The 15,116-nt window shown below is 52.4% G+C and carries 13 protein-coding genes and 1 other annotated feature (1 of these 14 only partly in view); of the genes, 4 read left to right on the plus strand and 9 right to left on the minus strand.

Features of this window, described 5'->3' with window-relative positions:
• Window positions 1-2: 2 nt before the first annotated feature.
• From acnA to topA, 5 genes are all read right to left on the minus strand, one after another.
• Window positions 3-2,684: an aconitate hydratase AcnA gene (gene acnA, locus AC6I8J_RS10050; RefSeq protein WP_497825327.1), complete on the minus strand. Its 2,682-nt coding sequence runs from the start codon at window positions 2,682-2,684 to the stop codon at window positions 3-5.
• A gap of 415 nt (window positions 2,685-3,099) precedes the next feature.
• Window positions 3,100-3,279, minus strand: a complete 180-nt coding sequence (locus AC6I8J_RS10055; protein WP_497825328.1) for a YciX family protein — start codon at window positions 3,277-3,279, stop codon at window positions 3,100-3,102.
• 4 nt (window positions 3,280-3,283) lie between these two features.
• The gene (locus tag AC6I8J_RS10060) at window positions 3,284-3,442 is read right to left on the minus strand and encodes a YmiA family putative membrane protein (protein WP_003853864.1); all 159 of its coding nucleotides are present in this window, start codon (window positions 3,440-3,442) and stop codon (window positions 3,284-3,286) included.
• A 496-nt stretch (window positions 3,443-3,938) separates the two neighbouring features.
• Window positions 3,939-4,913: an HTH-type transcriptional regulator CysB gene (gene cysB, locus AC6I8J_RS10065; protein ID WP_013358012.1), complete on the minus strand. Its 975-nt coding sequence runs from the start codon at window positions 4,911-4,913 to the stop codon at window positions 3,939-3,941.
• Window positions 4,914-5,172: 259 nt separating this feature from the next.
• The gene (gene topA / locus AC6I8J_RS10070) at window positions 5,173-7,797 is read right to left on the minus strand and encodes a type I DNA topoisomerase (protein ID WP_497825329.1); all 2,625 of its coding nucleotides are present in this window, start codon (window positions 7,795-7,797) and stop codon (window positions 5,173-5,175) included.
• A 371-nt stretch (window positions 7,798-8,168) separates the two neighbouring features.
• Between topA and AC6I8J_RS10075 the strand changes: the two genes are divergently transcribed.
• The gene (locus tag AC6I8J_RS10075; protein ID WP_150015109.1) at window positions 8,169-8,417 is read left to right on the plus strand and encodes a YciN family protein; all 249 of its coding nucleotides are present in this window, start codon (window positions 8,169-8,171) and stop codon (window positions 8,415-8,417) included.
• 27 nt (window positions 8,418-8,444) lie between these two features.
• Here the strand turns inward: AC6I8J_RS10075 and sohB are convergent, their stop codons facing one another.
• Entirely contained in the window at window positions 8,445-9,491 is a 1,047-nt protein-coding gene (sohB, locus tag AC6I8J_RS10080; protein ID WP_161736499.1) for a protease SohB, read from the minus strand.
• Between the two features lie 171 nt (window positions 9,492-9,662).
• Here sohB and AC6I8J_RS10085 point away from each other — a divergent pair, with 171 nt between their 5' ends.
• Together AC6I8J_RS10085 and cobO are read left to right on the plus strand one after the other, a co-directional pair.
• Window positions 9,663-10,424, plus strand: a complete 762-nt coding sequence (locus tag AC6I8J_RS10085) for a YciK family oxidoreductase (RefSeq protein WP_222925413.1) — start codon at window positions 9,663-9,665, stop codon at window positions 10,422-10,424.
• Window positions 10,424-11,014: a cob(I)yrinic acid a,c-diamide adenosyltransferase gene (gene cobO, locus AC6I8J_RS10090; protein WP_161736501.1), complete on the plus strand. Its 591-nt coding sequence runs from the start codon at window positions 10,424-10,426 to the stop codon at window positions 11,012-11,014. Before AC6I8J_RS10085 ends, cobO begins: the two co-directional genes overlap by 1 nt.
• 54 nt (window positions 11,015-11,068) lie before the next feature.
• Here cobO and rluB read toward each other — a convergent pair whose 3' ends face one another.
• Window positions 11,069-11,959 (minus strand): 23S rRNA pseudouridine(2605) synthase RluB, encoded by an 891-nt coding sequence (gene rluB / locus AC6I8J_RS10095; RefSeq protein WP_061062581.1) that lies wholly within the window; start codon window positions 11,957-11,959, stop codon window positions 11,069-11,071.
• Window positions 11,960-12,740: 781 nt separating this feature from the next.
• On the opposite strand from rluB, the gene AC6I8J_RS10100 reads away from it, so the two are divergent.
• The gene (locus tag AC6I8J_RS10100; RefSeq protein WP_161736502.1) at window positions 12,741-13,388 is read left to right on the plus strand and encodes a serine protease; all 648 of its coding nucleotides are present in this window, start codon (window positions 12,741-12,743) and stop codon (window positions 13,386-13,388) included.
• A 12-nt stretch (window positions 13,389-13,400) separates the two neighbouring features.
• Here the strand turns inward: AC6I8J_RS10100 and AC6I8J_RS10105 are convergent, their stop codons facing one another.
• Window positions 13,401-14,021, minus strand: a complete 621-nt coding sequence (locus tag AC6I8J_RS10105) for an L-threonylcarbamoyladenylate synthase (RefSeq protein ID WP_497825330.1) — start codon at window positions 14,019-14,021, stop codon at window positions 13,401-13,403.
• A 12-nt stretch (window positions 14,022-14,033) separates the two neighbouring features.
• Window positions 14,034-14,918, minus strand: a complete 885-nt coding sequence (gene rnm, locus AC6I8J_RS10110) for an RNase RNM (protein ID WP_161736503.1) — start codon at window positions 14,916-14,918, stop codon at window positions 14,034-14,036.
• A gap of 153 nt (window positions 14,919-15,071) precedes the next feature.
• Window positions 15,072-15,116 (plus strand) — a sequence feature (Trp leader region) (it continues 57 nt past the right edge of the window).

The raw sequence follows: 15,116 nt of genomic DNA on the forward strand, positions 1-15,116 counted from the left end.
TATCAGTCCAGCATATTGCGGATAACGTAGTGCAGGATGCCATCATTGCGGTAATAGGTCAGCTCATTGCCGGTATCAATGCGACAGCGGGTGTCCAGCTCTTCCTTACTGCCGTCAGCACGGGTCAGCGTGACTTTCACACTGCAGCCTGGCGTCAGTGCCTGAAGGTTTTCCACATCAATCCGCTCTTCACCCGTCAGCCCCAGGCTTTTACGCGTCACGCCCTGCGGAAACTCCAGTGGCAAAATGCCCATCCCAATCAGGTTGGAGCGATGAATACGCTCAAACGATTCGGCAATGACCACCCTCACCCCCTGCAGACGCGGCCCTTTAGCGGCCCAGTCGCGGCTGGAGCCAGAACCATACTCTTTACCCGCAATGACCGCCAGCGGCACCCCTTCAGCCTGATATTTCATCGCTGCATCGTAGATGGCCAGCTGTTCGCCACTCGGATAGTGTCGGGTATAGCCACCTTCTACGCCTGGCACCATCTCATTGCGGATACGGATATTGGCAAAGGTGCCGCGCATCATCACCTCATGGTTACCACGACGCGACCCATAGGAGTTAAAATCGTTGCGCTCAACGCCGTGTGACAGCAGATAGCGTCCGGCGGGACTTTCCGCTTTAATGCTGCCCGCTGGCGAGATATGGTCCGTAGTGACAGAATCGCCAAGCAAGGCGAGCACCCGCGCACCGCGAATATCCTGCACCGGCTTAGGCTCTTTCTGCATATCATCAAAGAACGGCGACAGACGGATGTATGTCGAGCCTTCATCCCAGTCGTATGTTGCCGCTTCACTGACCCTGATCGCCTGCCACTCTGGCGTGCCATCGAAGACTTCGGCGTACTCTTTATGGAACATATCACTGGTGACCTGCTGCACGGCTGTGGCGATCTCTTCCGGTGACGGCCAGATATCTTTCAGATAGACCGGCTGGCCCTGGCGATCGTGGCCAAGCGGCTCCGTCTGCAGGTTGATCTTCATGTTACCCGCCAGCGCGTAAGCCACCACCAGCGGCGGCGAAGCCAGCCAGTTGGTTTTAATCAGCGGATGAATACGACCTTCAAAGTTGCGGTTGCCGGATAAAACGGCACCAACTGTGAGATCGCCCGCTTTGATCGCAGTCTCAATCTCATCTTTCAGCGGGCCGGAGTTACCGATACACGTGGTGCAACCATAGCCGACCAGATTAAAGCCCAGCTCGTCGAGGTACGAGGTCAACTGCGCGACGGCCAGATAATCGGAAACCACTTTAGAACCGGGTGCCAGCGAGGCTTTAACCCACGGCTGACGTTTCAGACCACGCTCTACCGCTTTCTTCGCCAGTAAACCGGCCGCCATCAGCACGCTTGGGTTAGAGGTATTGGTACAGGAGGTAATCGCACTGATCACCACCGCGCCATCGGTCAGTGTGTGAGTCAGGCCGGTGCCGCTGTCGGTATACTCAACATTTTTATGCGGTTTTTGCGCCTGATTCACTTCCAGCTCGTTGCTGGCATCAAACGCAGCGGGCACATCGCCCAGCGACACCCTATCCTGCGGACGTTTTGGTCCTGCCAGGCTCGACTCCACCTCGTTCATATCCAGTGCCAGGGTACTGGTGAAACGCGGCTCATCGCCGGGATTGCGCCACAGCCCCTGCGCTTTGGCATACGCTTCCACTAAAGCTACCTGATCGGCATCGCGTCCGGTCAGCGTCATGTAGCTCAACGTGACGTCATCAACCGGGAAGAATCCGCAGGTTGCGCCATACTCAGGGGCCATGTTGGCAATGGTCGCACGATCTGCCAGCGGCAGGTCGGCCAGGCCGTCACCGTAAAACTCAACGAATTTACCGACAACGCCATGCTTACGCAGCATCTGAGTGACAGTCAGAACGAGGTCAGTTGCGGTAATGCCTGCGCGCAGTTTGCCGGTAAGTTTGAAACCTACGACATCCGGGATCAGCATGGAGACAGGCTGACCCAGCATGGCTGCTTCCGCTTCGATGCCCCCGACTCCCCATCCCAGCACGCCAAGCGCGTTGATCATGGTGGTATGAGAATCGGTACCGACCAGCGTATCGGGCCAGGCATACTCTTCGCCATCAAGGGTTTCATGCCAGATCGCCTTGCCGAGATATTCCAGGTTCACCTGATGACAGATACCGGTTCCTGGCGGCACGACGCGGAATTTATCAAACGCTTTCTGACCCCAGCGAAGGAAAACATAGCGCTCATGGTTACGCTCCATCTCCAGCCGGACATTCTCTTCAAAAGCGTCATCATCACCAAAATGGTCCACAGTGACCGAGTGGTCGATAACCAGATCGACGGGCGACAGCGGATTCACTTTGGCTACATCGCCGCCCAGACGGTTCACGGCTTCGCGCATGGCCGCCAGGTCGACCACCGCCGGCACGCCGGTAAAGTCCTGCATTAATACGCGGGCTGGCCGGTAGGCGATTTCGCGGTCGGCGTGGGCATCTTTCTGCCAGTCAACCAGCGCCTGGATGTCCTCAGTGGTGACAGAGTCGCCATCCTGCCAGCGCAGTAAGTTTTCCAGCAGAACTTTGAGAGATTTGGGCAGGCTATCAATATTGCCCAGTTGTTGAGCAGCGCGGGGAAGACTGAAGATGTGATAGTTATTGGTGTCGACCTGCAGTATTTCCTGACTCTGCTCGCGTAGGGTAGACGACATAGCTCCTCCTTTTTCGTTCATGGTCTTAAACCTTAGTGAGACAAAGGTTTATGTTAAAGATAGACCACAAATTCGTTAACGTTTTGATTACAACACAAATTGCTACAATCGCCTGAAAACGAAAATGCCCCGTGAAAACACGAGGCATCAGAAAGAGGTGATTTAATTCAAATTACAGTGTTATCCACACCGCCGCAGACCAGAACGCAAAGGAGAAAGCATACGCGCTAAGCCAGGACATTTTAATAATATTCATTTGGTTCACTCCTTCGCCGGAATCGGGCGTAAAAGTTTTTGCGGTCGCCTGTCAATCGGCGACACCCTTTGGTCTTACTGGATGTGGATAGGGGCATTTAAAAGCCCACCGGAAACTCCGGTTATAAAAGAGCAATGACGAAGAGATGGTCTTACAACGTTATTTGTTTTCAGGATCCAGAAACGACTCTATAAACAGTCGCTGGTTATCACTCAAATCCCATGACTCGGGGATAGACACTTTTTCGTCCTTTGCAAGGGCTTCTTTTCCTTTACAGGATACTGGCTTGTGCTGACCCGTGGTCAAAGAACGTTTATGACTGAGTGTATGTGCCCACATGGCTTTAGCCCCAGATACGCCAAATCATTAACGCTACAACTACCCAGAACAGCGCAGAGGCAGCGAATACGGTTAACCAGGCATTGCGACGGGTATTGCCAGTACGCTCAACCTTGGTGCTTTTTGCCGGGAAACCCGGTTGTACAGTCAGTCGTGTATTCATAGTTTTTGATAATCACTCTCAACAAAATGATTGATAACATCGATTAAGATTTAGGAGGAATCCTAAACGCGTTAAGGCCAAAAATCCAGTTATTTTTATTGAGTAAAACGATTAACGGTATTAATCAATAGGCTTCGATAACGTAAGAAATCATTAACTCCCGAACGAATATTTAATTAAACAGTCAGCTAAAAAATTTGAGTTAAATTAAAAACAGATCCATTTAAAACTAAAGATACATCTAAAGAACCTTATGTTTACTGGCTCCACACATCAGCTCTTAACTGGAGTATGGGAATAATCCTGGCGAGTCGCAAAGTGACATAGTTAAAAGTGTGTTGTATTTCGCATTTAAGAAAGCCCAACCGGAAAACATGTGATCAATGTTTCATTTACAAAAAAATCATAAAAACTTTTGATTCTCATTTGGCGCTAAAGCCTGACAACAAAAAAGGCTGCACCAGGCAGCCTTATGTTGTCGCGGAGAGCATCAACGCTATTTAAATGGCAGCTTAATGTCCTTGAACATCGCCTCAATGTCTTCATTTGAGCGCAGCGCCACGGCGGTATCCACCACGTCTCGGGTCAGGTGTGGTGCAAAACGCTGGATAAAATCATACATATAGCTGCGAAGGAAGGTGCTGCGGCGGAAGCCAATTTTGGTAGTACTGTTGGTAAAGATATCGGCAGCTTCAATACGAATCAGATCAGGATCGGCCACCGGGTCCACCGCCATACTGGCAATCACCCCCACGCCCAGACCTAAACGGACATAGGTTTTAATGACGTCGGCATCAGTAGCGGTGAAGACGATGCGGGGTGTTAATCCTGCCCGATTAAAGGCCGTATCAAGTTCCGAGCGCCCGGTAAAGCCAAAGGTGTAGGTCACCAGCGGATATTCAGCCAGCTCTTCGATGCTCACCTGCCCTTTTCCGGCCAGCGGATGATCCGCCGTGACGACAATCGCGCGGTTCCAGTGGTAGCACGGCAACATGATGAGATCGTCATAGAGATGCAGGGCTTCAGTGGCTATGGCAAAGTCCGCATTGCCTTTGGAAACCGCTTCGGCGATCTGGGTTGGCGAACCCTGATGCATATGTAAAGAGACGCGCGGATAGCGCTCGATAAATCCTTTGATGACGCCTGGCAGCGCGTAACGTGCCTGGGTATGTGTGGTGGCGACATAAAGCGAGCCTTTATCCGGCCAGGTGTGCTCGCCGGCAACGGATTTGATCGCATCGACTTTGGAGAGAACTTCACGCGCTATACGGATGATCTCTTCGCCTGCAGGCGTCACCTGAGTGAGATGTTTACCGCTGCGGGCAAAAATTTGCACGCCCAGCTCATCTTCCAGCATACGCACCTGTTTACTGATGCCGGGTTGAGAGGTGTAGAGACCTTCCGCTGTCGAAGAGACATTGAGATTATGGTTCACCACTTCGACGATATAGCGCAACTGCTGTAATTTCATATCTATTCCATCCCGGTAAGTTACAGAGTCGCATCCCCGCTTGACGTATAGTCGCAAGGGTCAAGAAATGCTATGCATCAGGAAAGGTCGGAAATGCTATAACAACTATATCATTTTAAGTGACAGAGTAGAACGGATTGATATAAGGCTCAGAAAAAGGCCAGCGAGCGCTGGCCTGAATGTGGTGCGTTGTCAGTGTCAGTGGTCAAATCGGGTAAAAACAGTAAGAAGAAGGCCAGCAAACGCTGGCCTGTGTGGATTACTTTTTCGCTTCCTGCCACTTTCCGTCTATATAGAAGGCGGACCAGCCGGTTGCCTTACCCTCTTTTTCAGAGGAAACATACTGCTGTTTGGTTTTGCGGCTGAAGCGCACCAGCGTTTTATTGCCTTCCGGATCGGCGGCTGGCGCGTCGGCCAGATATTTCAACTTCTCAGGCAGACGATCTTTGAAGCGCTGAAGCTCCTCCACCAGCGGTGCACGCGTTTCGCGTGATTTCGGGAAGGTGTTAGCCGCAAGGAAAACACCCGCTGCGCCGTCACGCAACACGAAGTAAGCATCGGACTTCTCACACGCCAGTTCTGGCAGTGGAACCGGATCTTCTTTTGGCGGTGCGACTTCACCACTGCGCAGAATCTTGCGGGTGTTTTTGCACTCTTCGTTGGTACACGCCATGTACTTACCAAAGCGTCCCATCTTCAGGTGCATCTCCGAACCACACTTCTCGCACTCCACTATCGGGCCGTCATAGCCTTTGATGCGGAATTCGCCCTTCTCGATTTCGTAACCGTCACATTCCGGGTTATTACCACAGACGTGTAGTTTACGCTCATTGTCGATCAGGTAGCTGTCCATCGCGGTGCCACACTTATGGCAGCGTCGACGGGCACGCAGGGCGTTAGTTTCAGCATCATCGCCTTCCAGAATATTGAGGACTTCATTTTCCGGAATCAGGTTGATGGTCTGTTTGCAGCGCTCTTTAGGCGGCAGCGCATAGCCGGAGCAGCCCAGAAAAACGCCGGTGCTGGCGGTACGGATTCCCATCTGACGACTACAGGTCGGACACGCAATCGAGGTCAGCACCATCTGGTTCGGTTGCATGCCACCTTCTTCAGGATCTTTCTCTGCCAGTTCAAGCTGCTGAGTAAAGTCGGCGAAGAAGTGATCGAGAACCGCTTTCCATTGCGCCTCGTTATTGGCTACCTGATCGAGGCTGCTCTCCATGCGGGCGGTGAAATCATAATTCATCAGTTCGCGGAAGTTCTCTTCCAGACGATCAGTAACGATTTCACCCATTTTTTCCGCATAGAAGCGACGGTTCTCTACCCGCACGTAGCCACGATCCTGAATGGTCGAGGTAATAGCCGCATAAGTGGATGGACGACCGATGCCGCGTTTCTCAAGTTCACGCACCAGTGACGCTTCGCTGAAGCGCGCCGGTGGCTTGGTGAAGTGCTGACCCGGAAGAAGCTGTTGCAGATCCAGAACATCACCCACGCTGACGGCTGGCAATGTACGATCTTCATCATTCTTACGCAGCGCAGGCATGACTTTGGTCCAGCCATCGAAACGCAGAATACGGCCTTTCGCTTTGAGTTTAAATTCACCCGCCGCCGCTGTAATGGTGCTGGAATCATATTTTGCTGGTGTCATCTGACAGGCAACAAACTGACGCCAGATCAGCTGATAAAGTTTCTGCGCATCCGCTTCCATATCCTTCAGCTTTTCCGCCACCACTTCCACATCAGAAGGACGTATCGCTTCGTGCGCTTCCTGGGAGTTCTCTTTGCTGGCGTAAGTAATGGCGGTTTCAGGCAGATACTTTTTACCGAAATGATTTTCGATATAGCCACGCGCCATGGCGACCGCATCCTGACTCAGGTTGGTTGAGTCGGTACGCATATAAGTGATGTGACCGGCTTCGTACAGGCGCTGAGCCATCATCATCGTTTTCTTCACGCCAAAGCCGAGACGGGTACTGGCAGCTTGCTGCAGCGTCGAGGTGATGTAAGGTGCGCCCGGCTTGCTGCTGGTCGGCTTATCTTCACGGTCGACGATCTCATAACGCGCTTTTTCCAGCAGCGCTACCGCGGCATAGGTCTCGTCGCGATTGACCGGACGGAAGGCTTTGTCACCTTTGTGCGTCACGTCCATCGACAGTTCATCGCCTTTTGGCGTGGTCAATGCGGCATTAACTTCCCAGTACTCTTCGGGAACAAAGGCTTTGATCTCACGTTCACGTTCCACCACCAGGCGAACCGCAACAGATTGCACACGGCCGGCAGAGAGGCCACGGGCGATTTTTTTCCACAGCAGCGGTGAGACCATATAGCCCACCACGCGATCCATGAAACGGCGCGCCTGCTGCGCATTTACCCGGTCAATATTCAGTTCGCCCGGCTTTTCAAATGCCTGACGAATCGCATTTTTGGTGATTTCGTTGAAGACCACACGACTGAAGCGCGAGTCATCGCCACCGATGACTTCCCGCAGGTGCCAGGCGATGGCTTCCCCTTCACGGTCAAGGTCGGTTGCGAGATAGATGTGGTCAGCATTAGCGGCTAACGCCTTCAGTTCAGCAACCACTTTCTCTTTGCCGGGCAGAATCTGATAATCCGCTTCCCAGCCGTGATAGGGGTCTACACCCATGCGGCTGACGAGTGCGGCTTTCTCATCTTTTTTAACTTTTTTGACTTTCTTGTCAGTTGAAGCGTCTTTGACTTTCTTATCTGTCGAGGCGTCAGCACTCTTCTTCGCGGTTGAACCACTGGTCGGCAGATCCCGGATATGACCTACGCTGGATTTAACCACGTAGTCACTACCCAGGTATTTATTGATTGTTTTAGCCTTTGCCGGGGACTCAACAATAACGAGTGCTTTACCCATATTTACCTTTACCTAATGAAAACATCCTGCTTAACGGGAGAGGATTGGATGCCCAAAAACCCAGTGGGTTCAATATTGCTGCGCCTGTTTAACATTTCAAGGCGGAGGGGTCAATCTCAGATCAGATGATGCGGCCTGCTGCAACTGCATGATAAAGCGTGCTTTTTCCATCTGAACTCTTCGCACATCCCGGTGCAAAATCCCTGAAATCGGAATCGCCCACACTCTACCTGATAAAATCTGTTACGCAACTTAATTAGCACTCAGCCCGAACTTACGCCAGGTTTTCATCGTTCAGACCGATTTGTCACAGTGCGAGACAGGCCAGTAATATAGAAAGAATTTGGATGCTGTCAAAAAGGAGCGAATAAATGCAGAGATCGACTCAGGCTATTTCCCGTCAGGCGTTGCTGGAAAAGGCCAATGCGTTGATTAAAGAACATGATGATTATTTAGCAGGCATGCAGGCGGATGAGGTGATTCAGCAGGCGGATGTGCTGGTCTTTCGCGGACCGTTCTTTCTTGATGCGGATGGACTGCCGACCACGAAAACCACGGCGGTGTTTAACGTCTTCAAATACCTTGCTGTGGAGCTGTCGCCGCGCTATCACCTGGAATAAAAAACCCGGCACAGGCCGGGTTTCGCATCAAAGCAGTGGCTTTTCGCCGCGCTGCCAGAGTTTCAGCAGCAACCGTTCCGCCACCGAGCCGGCGCTCTGGGTAAAACGGTCCATCATTTTACGCCGGCGTGCATAATGCACGCCAAGTACGCTGAATTGATCCATCTGACGGATGATCAGGTCATCGCTGGTGCCGATTTCGTCAATCAGGCCGAGATCCAGCGCCTGACGACCATACCAGTGCTCTCCGGTTGCCACCCGGTCAATATCGAGTGACGGGCGCATCTGGTGAACAAACTGCTTGAACAGCAGGTGCGTTTCATCAAGATCTTCCTGAAATTTCTCGCGCCCTTCTTCGGTATTCTCACCGAACAGCGTCAGCGTGCGCTTGTACTGTCCGGCAGTATGCAGCTCAACATCAATATCGTTACGCTTCAGCAGGCGGTTGAAGTTAGGGATTTGCGCAACCACGCCGATGGAGCCAATGATCGAGAACGGTGCCGCCACAATGCGATCGGCCACGCAGGCCATCATGTAGCCCCCGCTGGCTGCCACTTTATCTACGGCTGCCGTGATGTGCAGACCCGCATCGCGCAGACGCTGCAGCTGCGATGCTGCCAGGCCATAGCCATGCACCACGCCGCCTGGGCTTTCCAGGCGCAGCAGCACTTCGTCGCCAGGCTGCTTCACCGCCAGCACAGCTGAAATTTCTTCACGCAGTGAGCTCACCTCACCGGCGTCCATGCTGCCTTTAAAATCAAGAACGTAGAGCGTGGGCTTAACGCTGTCTGTCTGTCCCTGCTTTGCCGCCTGTTTTTCCGCTTTGGCTTTCAGCTTTTCACTTTTTTTATGATTTTTCAGCCAGACCTTCTGCGCCTGCGGCTTCATTTTTGCCAGCTGCAAATCCTCTTTCATCTGCTGATAGTCATCACCCAGATGGGTCAGACGAAGCTGACCATTTTGTGCCCGTTTGCGTAACGCGGCATTCATGATAATCATGACAATCGCAGCGACGGCAACCACCAGTGTCACCGCTTTCGCTAAAAACAGTCCATACGTTGAAATAAAATCCATCAGGTCGCCTTCACAAAGAATAAAAAAACAATTCGCCAGTTTAGCCGTTTTACCCTGCTCCGTCGCCTGAAATGCCAGCAGCCGGCACAGAATGGGTAGTCTGGCGATTGCGCCCATTCGTAAATTCGGGCATAAAGCGGAATCATGTTGTTTTCGCCGGAGGACCCCGCTGTGCATTATCAACCGAAAAGCGACCTGCTCAATCACCGTATTATCCTTGTCACGGGTGCTTCAGATGGCATTGGTCGGGAAGCGGCGCTGACGTATGCCCGTTATGGTGCTGAAGTGATCCTGATGGGCCGTAGCCCTGAGAAACTTCAGCGGGTTAAAGAGGCAATCGATCAACTTAATAAATGTGCTGCTCATACCGTCGTGTTCGACCTGGCTGAAGCGACGCCGGAACGTTGCCATCAGGTAGCAGAACAGCTGTCACAGCAGTTTTCTCGCCTTGATGGCGTGCTGCACAATGCCGGTATCCTTGGTGAAATCGTTCCGCTGGCGGAACTCGACCCTCAGATCTGGCAGCAGGTGATGAACATCAACCTGGACGCCACCTTCTTCCTGACCCAGGCGCTGTTGCCGTTGCTGTTAAAGTCAGATGCCGGTTCACTGGTCTTTACCACCTCCAGCGTTGGCCGTACCGGTCGCGCGGGCTGGGGCGCTTATGCCGTCTCTAAATTTGCCACCGAAGGGATGATGCAGGTACTGGCCGATGAGTATAAAACGCAGGCATTGCGGGTGAACTGCATTAATCCGGGCGGAACGCGGACCAAAATGCGCGCCAGCGCCTTCCCACAGGAAGATGCTAACAAGCTGAAAACACCTGCCGATCTGATGCCGCTCTATCTTTATCTGATGGGTGATGACAGCCGGCGCAAAACCGGTATCAGCTTTGATGCGCAGCCGGGCAGAAAACCCGGAGCCGCAGAGTAATGGCTGACGATCGTCATCAGCAGCGTCAGCAGCGCCTGAAGGAGCAGGTCGATGCGCGGATTGCAGCAGCCACCGAGGTGCGTGGCATCCTGATGGTGTTTACCGGCAATGGCAAAGGCAAAACCACTGCGGCTTTTGGTACCGCCCTGCGCGCCACCGGACACGGTAAACGCGCAGCGGCTGTTCAGTTCATTAAAGGGGACTGGCCGAATGGTGAGCGTAACCTGCTGGAACAGCATGGTGTTGAGTTTCAGGTGATGGCAACCGGTTTCACATGGGACACACAGAACCGCGAAACGGATACTGCCGCCTGTCTGGCCGTGTGGCAGCATGCAAAACGGATGCTGGCCGATACGCAGCTCGATTTGGTCGTGCTCGACGAAATAACCTATATGGTCAGCATGGATTATCTGCCGCTGGACGATCTGATCACTGCCCTGCAACAGCGCCCGGCGCATCAGAGCGTCATCATTACCGGACGTGGCTGTCATCGTCGCCTGACTGAAATGGCGGATACGGTGACGGAAATGCGGCCGGTGAAGCACGCTTTTGATGCCGGTATACAGGCTCAGCAGGGAATTGACTGGTAACATAAAAAGAAAACGCAGCCCTGGGGCTGCGTTTTTAGCGATCGGGCAACGATATTAACCGGCGTTACGTTTGCTGCCCGGATTGCGGCGTGGCGCACGTGGCGTGCTGCTCACTTTACTGTGACGTTTTACTGCACGACGAATCTGGTTCGCCTTGGTGCGACGACGATCTTTTTCGACCACCAGCTTGGTGACCGTTTCATCATCCAGCTCCACCAGGTTACGCAGGTAGTTCACCGCAGGCAGATCCAGTTCGGTCCAGCCGCCGCGCGGCAGGCCTTTTGGTAAGGTGATATCGCCATAGCGCACGCGCATCAGACGACTGACCTGTACGCCGACCGCCTCCCATAAACGACGCACCTCACGGTTACGTCCTTCCGTCAGAGTGACGTTGTACCACTGGTTAATGCCTTCTCCGCCGCCAAACTTCAGGGTTTTAAACGCAGCCGGGCCATCTTCCAGCTGAACGCCCTTGCTCAGCTGACGAATTTTATCGTCGTCTACCTGACCAAACACGCGCACCGCATACTCACGTTCCACTTCACGGCTCGGATGCATCAGGCGGTTCGCCAGTTCACCGTCGGTAGTGAAGAGCATCAGACCACAGGTGTTCACATCCAGACGGCCAACGGCAATCCAGCGTGAACCGCGCAGACGAGGCAGACGGTCAAACACCGTCGGGCGGCCTTCAGGATCGCTGCGGGTACAGAGTTCACCTTCCGGTTTGTAGTAAGCCAGCACGCGGCAAACTTCGGTTGCTGATTCAGCAATCGATACCAGATGGCCATCAATACGGATTTTCAGAGATTTGCTGCTTTCGACGCGGTCGCCCAGGGTGGCGATTTTGCCGTCAACGCTGACACGGCCGGCAGCAATCATTGATTCGATTTCACGACGCGAGCCATGTCCGGCACGCGCTAAGACTTTCTGTAACTTTTCGCTCATTGAGCTTCCTCTTTGTCGCCTTCCCAGGCGTCATGATTGGGTGATAATCCTTTCTAAATCAACAAGTTAACTTAGCAAGTTTGCCCCATTATACAGGCATTTAACGCTGAAGTAACGCCCTTTATGGATAGTGCCATCGTAAATAAAGAAAGGTTAACCTCTCATAGTTTGAGCTCTGATAATCCTTGCTGCTGATTTAATAAAAAACGCGGCGTATGGTAAGAGAATATGTTTAATAAAACGCGTGTATCAAAAACTTTATAGCTGATCACTATTAAATTTTCTAACCACCCGTTTTTCATCAACGCGATATTCTGAGAATAAAACCTTAACGCTATCTTACACTTCCATCACTCTTACCGGGCTTTATAACATCTAAAAAAAATATCAAAGACAGCATAAAATGCTGGTTAATTGAATTTAATAATTCCGTATGCACTGCCAAAATCAAAAAGTCAGATTATTCCTAATGCAGATTGATTTAAAACCTTATTTCTCATGCAATTTGATTGTTATTAGCTTTAATAAATTGTACGACATTATTAAGCTGATACACTTTATCACGGCAGCATAATAAAAAAGCAAAGCACGCGATAAAGCGTTCTTGCGACATTTGAGTCTTGCTTAATTGATTCGTTAATAAAAATAGTGTTTTTACATTAATCCAATAAACCGGCGCATCCGGAGTTGTTGCGTTAATACGGTTCAGTGATGAACCTTGCTTGCATGTCAAAAATCTTCACCAGGGATTTCCCGACATGCCTGAATAAAGAAAAACATCATGAGAAACCTCTTTCTGAGCCCGGTGCTTGCTGCACTGGTGCTGAGCGGGTGTTCCGTGGGCCACACCGAGTACAGTCGTACGGCGATGCAGCACGTAGATATGAGCGTGACAGGCATTCCGACGATCCTCGGTCTGGGCACACTGGGCACCAGCATTCCTCTGACGCCTGAATATAGCCTTACGGCTGCGCACGTGGCTAAAACCGCCGTGCAGCGCGTTAAGTCTTATCACCCTTATTGCGACCTTGCGATTATTTATCACAAGAATGATGCCAGCACGCTGACTAAGTTCCGCAGCAGTGACATCGGTGATCCAGTTAAAATGTATGGCTACAGCTTTATTTCAGCGATGCCGGTTGAATCGTCCGGGGTTAATTTAGCCCGCACGGCTATTCGGAATAAATGGAATAAAAGTCCCTGCTTAGCGATGGCCTCGAATGCGGGCGTCGTTCAGGGAATGTCTGGCGGTGGCGTGTATAACCGGGATGATACGCTGGGCGGCGTTATTGTTGGCTATTCTGACTCGATCAGGAATGGGCGTAATAACAAAGTGATCCTCAAAGATGTATCACTTTATATTCCTTACGGTCAGTTTAAGAACTGGTTAGAGTCGAATCTGGCTCAGACACCGACGCGCGGTGTCTGAAGCCCGACGTAATTACAGGAACGGGCGGGTATCGCCCACGCCTTCACGCACGATTTCCGGCGAATCGGTGGTCAGATCGACCACCGTGGTCGGCTGCTGACCCAGCGTACCACCGTCGATGATCAGATCGACCAGCTTACCAATGCTGTGCTGGATCTCTTCCGGGTCTGACTCGGTAAAATCGTTGCCTGGCAGAATCAATGAGGTCGACATCATCGGCTGATTCAGCACTTCCAGCAGCGCCAGCGCTACCGGATTGGAGGGCACGCGCAGACCAATGGTCTTACGCTTTTCATTCATCAGGCGACGCGGCACTTCTTTGGTCGCCTTGAGAATAAAGGTGTAGTTGCCGGGCGTATTGTTTTTCAGCAGACGAAAAGCCGAGTTACCCACCTGCGAATAAACCGACAGCTCAGAGAGATCCCGGCACATCAGGGTGAAGTTGTGGTGCCCGTCGAGCTGACGGATACGGCAAATCCGCTCCATCGCGCCCTTCTCTTCCAGCCGACAGCCCAGCGCATAGCCGGAATCGGTGGGATAGACAATGACGCTGCCTTTGTTCAGGTAGTCGACCGCCTGGTTAATCAGCCGTGGCTGGGGATTGTCCGGATGAATGTGAAACAATTGACTCATAGAAACCTCGTGTCACCTTTCCGTGATTGTCAGGCCGGGCGCGAGATCCGGGAAGCGTTCCCAGACCGGCTCAACCGCTGCGGGCAGCCAGAGTTTACGACCCAGTTCAATCCACGGGCAGGGTTGATGAAAATCAGAACCTTGTGATGCGGCCAGTGCATTATCTCTGGCATATTGTGCCAGCGTTGTACGCTCATTGGGTGGCTGCTGGCACTGCGCGACTTCCATCGCATCGCCGCCCGCCTCGCGGAAATGGGCGACCAGCCGTTTGAGCCACTTCGCCGATAAGCCATATCGGCCAGGATGCGCCAGCACGGCACACCCACCAGAATGATGAATCGCATCAATGGCTTGTTTAATTGTACACCATTGTGGCGGCACGTAGCCGGTTTTGCCACGCGCCAGATAATTTTTGAATACCTGTACCATATTGTCCGCTTTGCCCTGCTCAATCAGGAAGCGGGCAAAGTGACCACGGGTAATGACGCCGCCATCAGCCAGACGCATCGCACCCGCCAGCGCATCCGGGATACGTGCCTTCGCGAGTCGCTCACCAATCTCTTGCGCCCGCGTCCGGCGGCAGTCATGTTGTCCGGCCAGAAAGGTCACCATCGCCGGATGGTGAATATCAATGTTCAGGCCGACGATGTGAATCTCATGGTTCTCCCACAGCGTGGAGATCTCTGCCCCGGGCAGCACTTTTATTGGTAAATCGTGGTCGCGTGCCGTTTGCTGCGCTTCCTCTACCCCTGCAACGCTGTCGTGATCGGTGATCGCCAGTACGCCCACGCGCATCTCAACGGCTCGCTGCACCAGCGCGGCTGGCGTCAGTAAGCCATCGGAGGCGCGCGTGTGGCTGTGTAAATCATAAACCGGGAAACGGGCGATATCGCTCAAGAGAACTCCTGCTAAAACTAAACCGGCCAGCATGATAACGATTTTCACGGTCAGTGAAAAAGTGTATTGACATTTACGCCATGAACCCGTTAACTAGTACACAAGTTCACACGTAACGGGTATTCAATCATGGCTGTTGTAATCACGCATTTAAACGGTTGGCGCAATGTTCCCGAAAACGGGCGACAGGATCGTGCA

The organism is Pantoea sp. X-Soil-ISGK-355, from assembly GCF_059730805.1.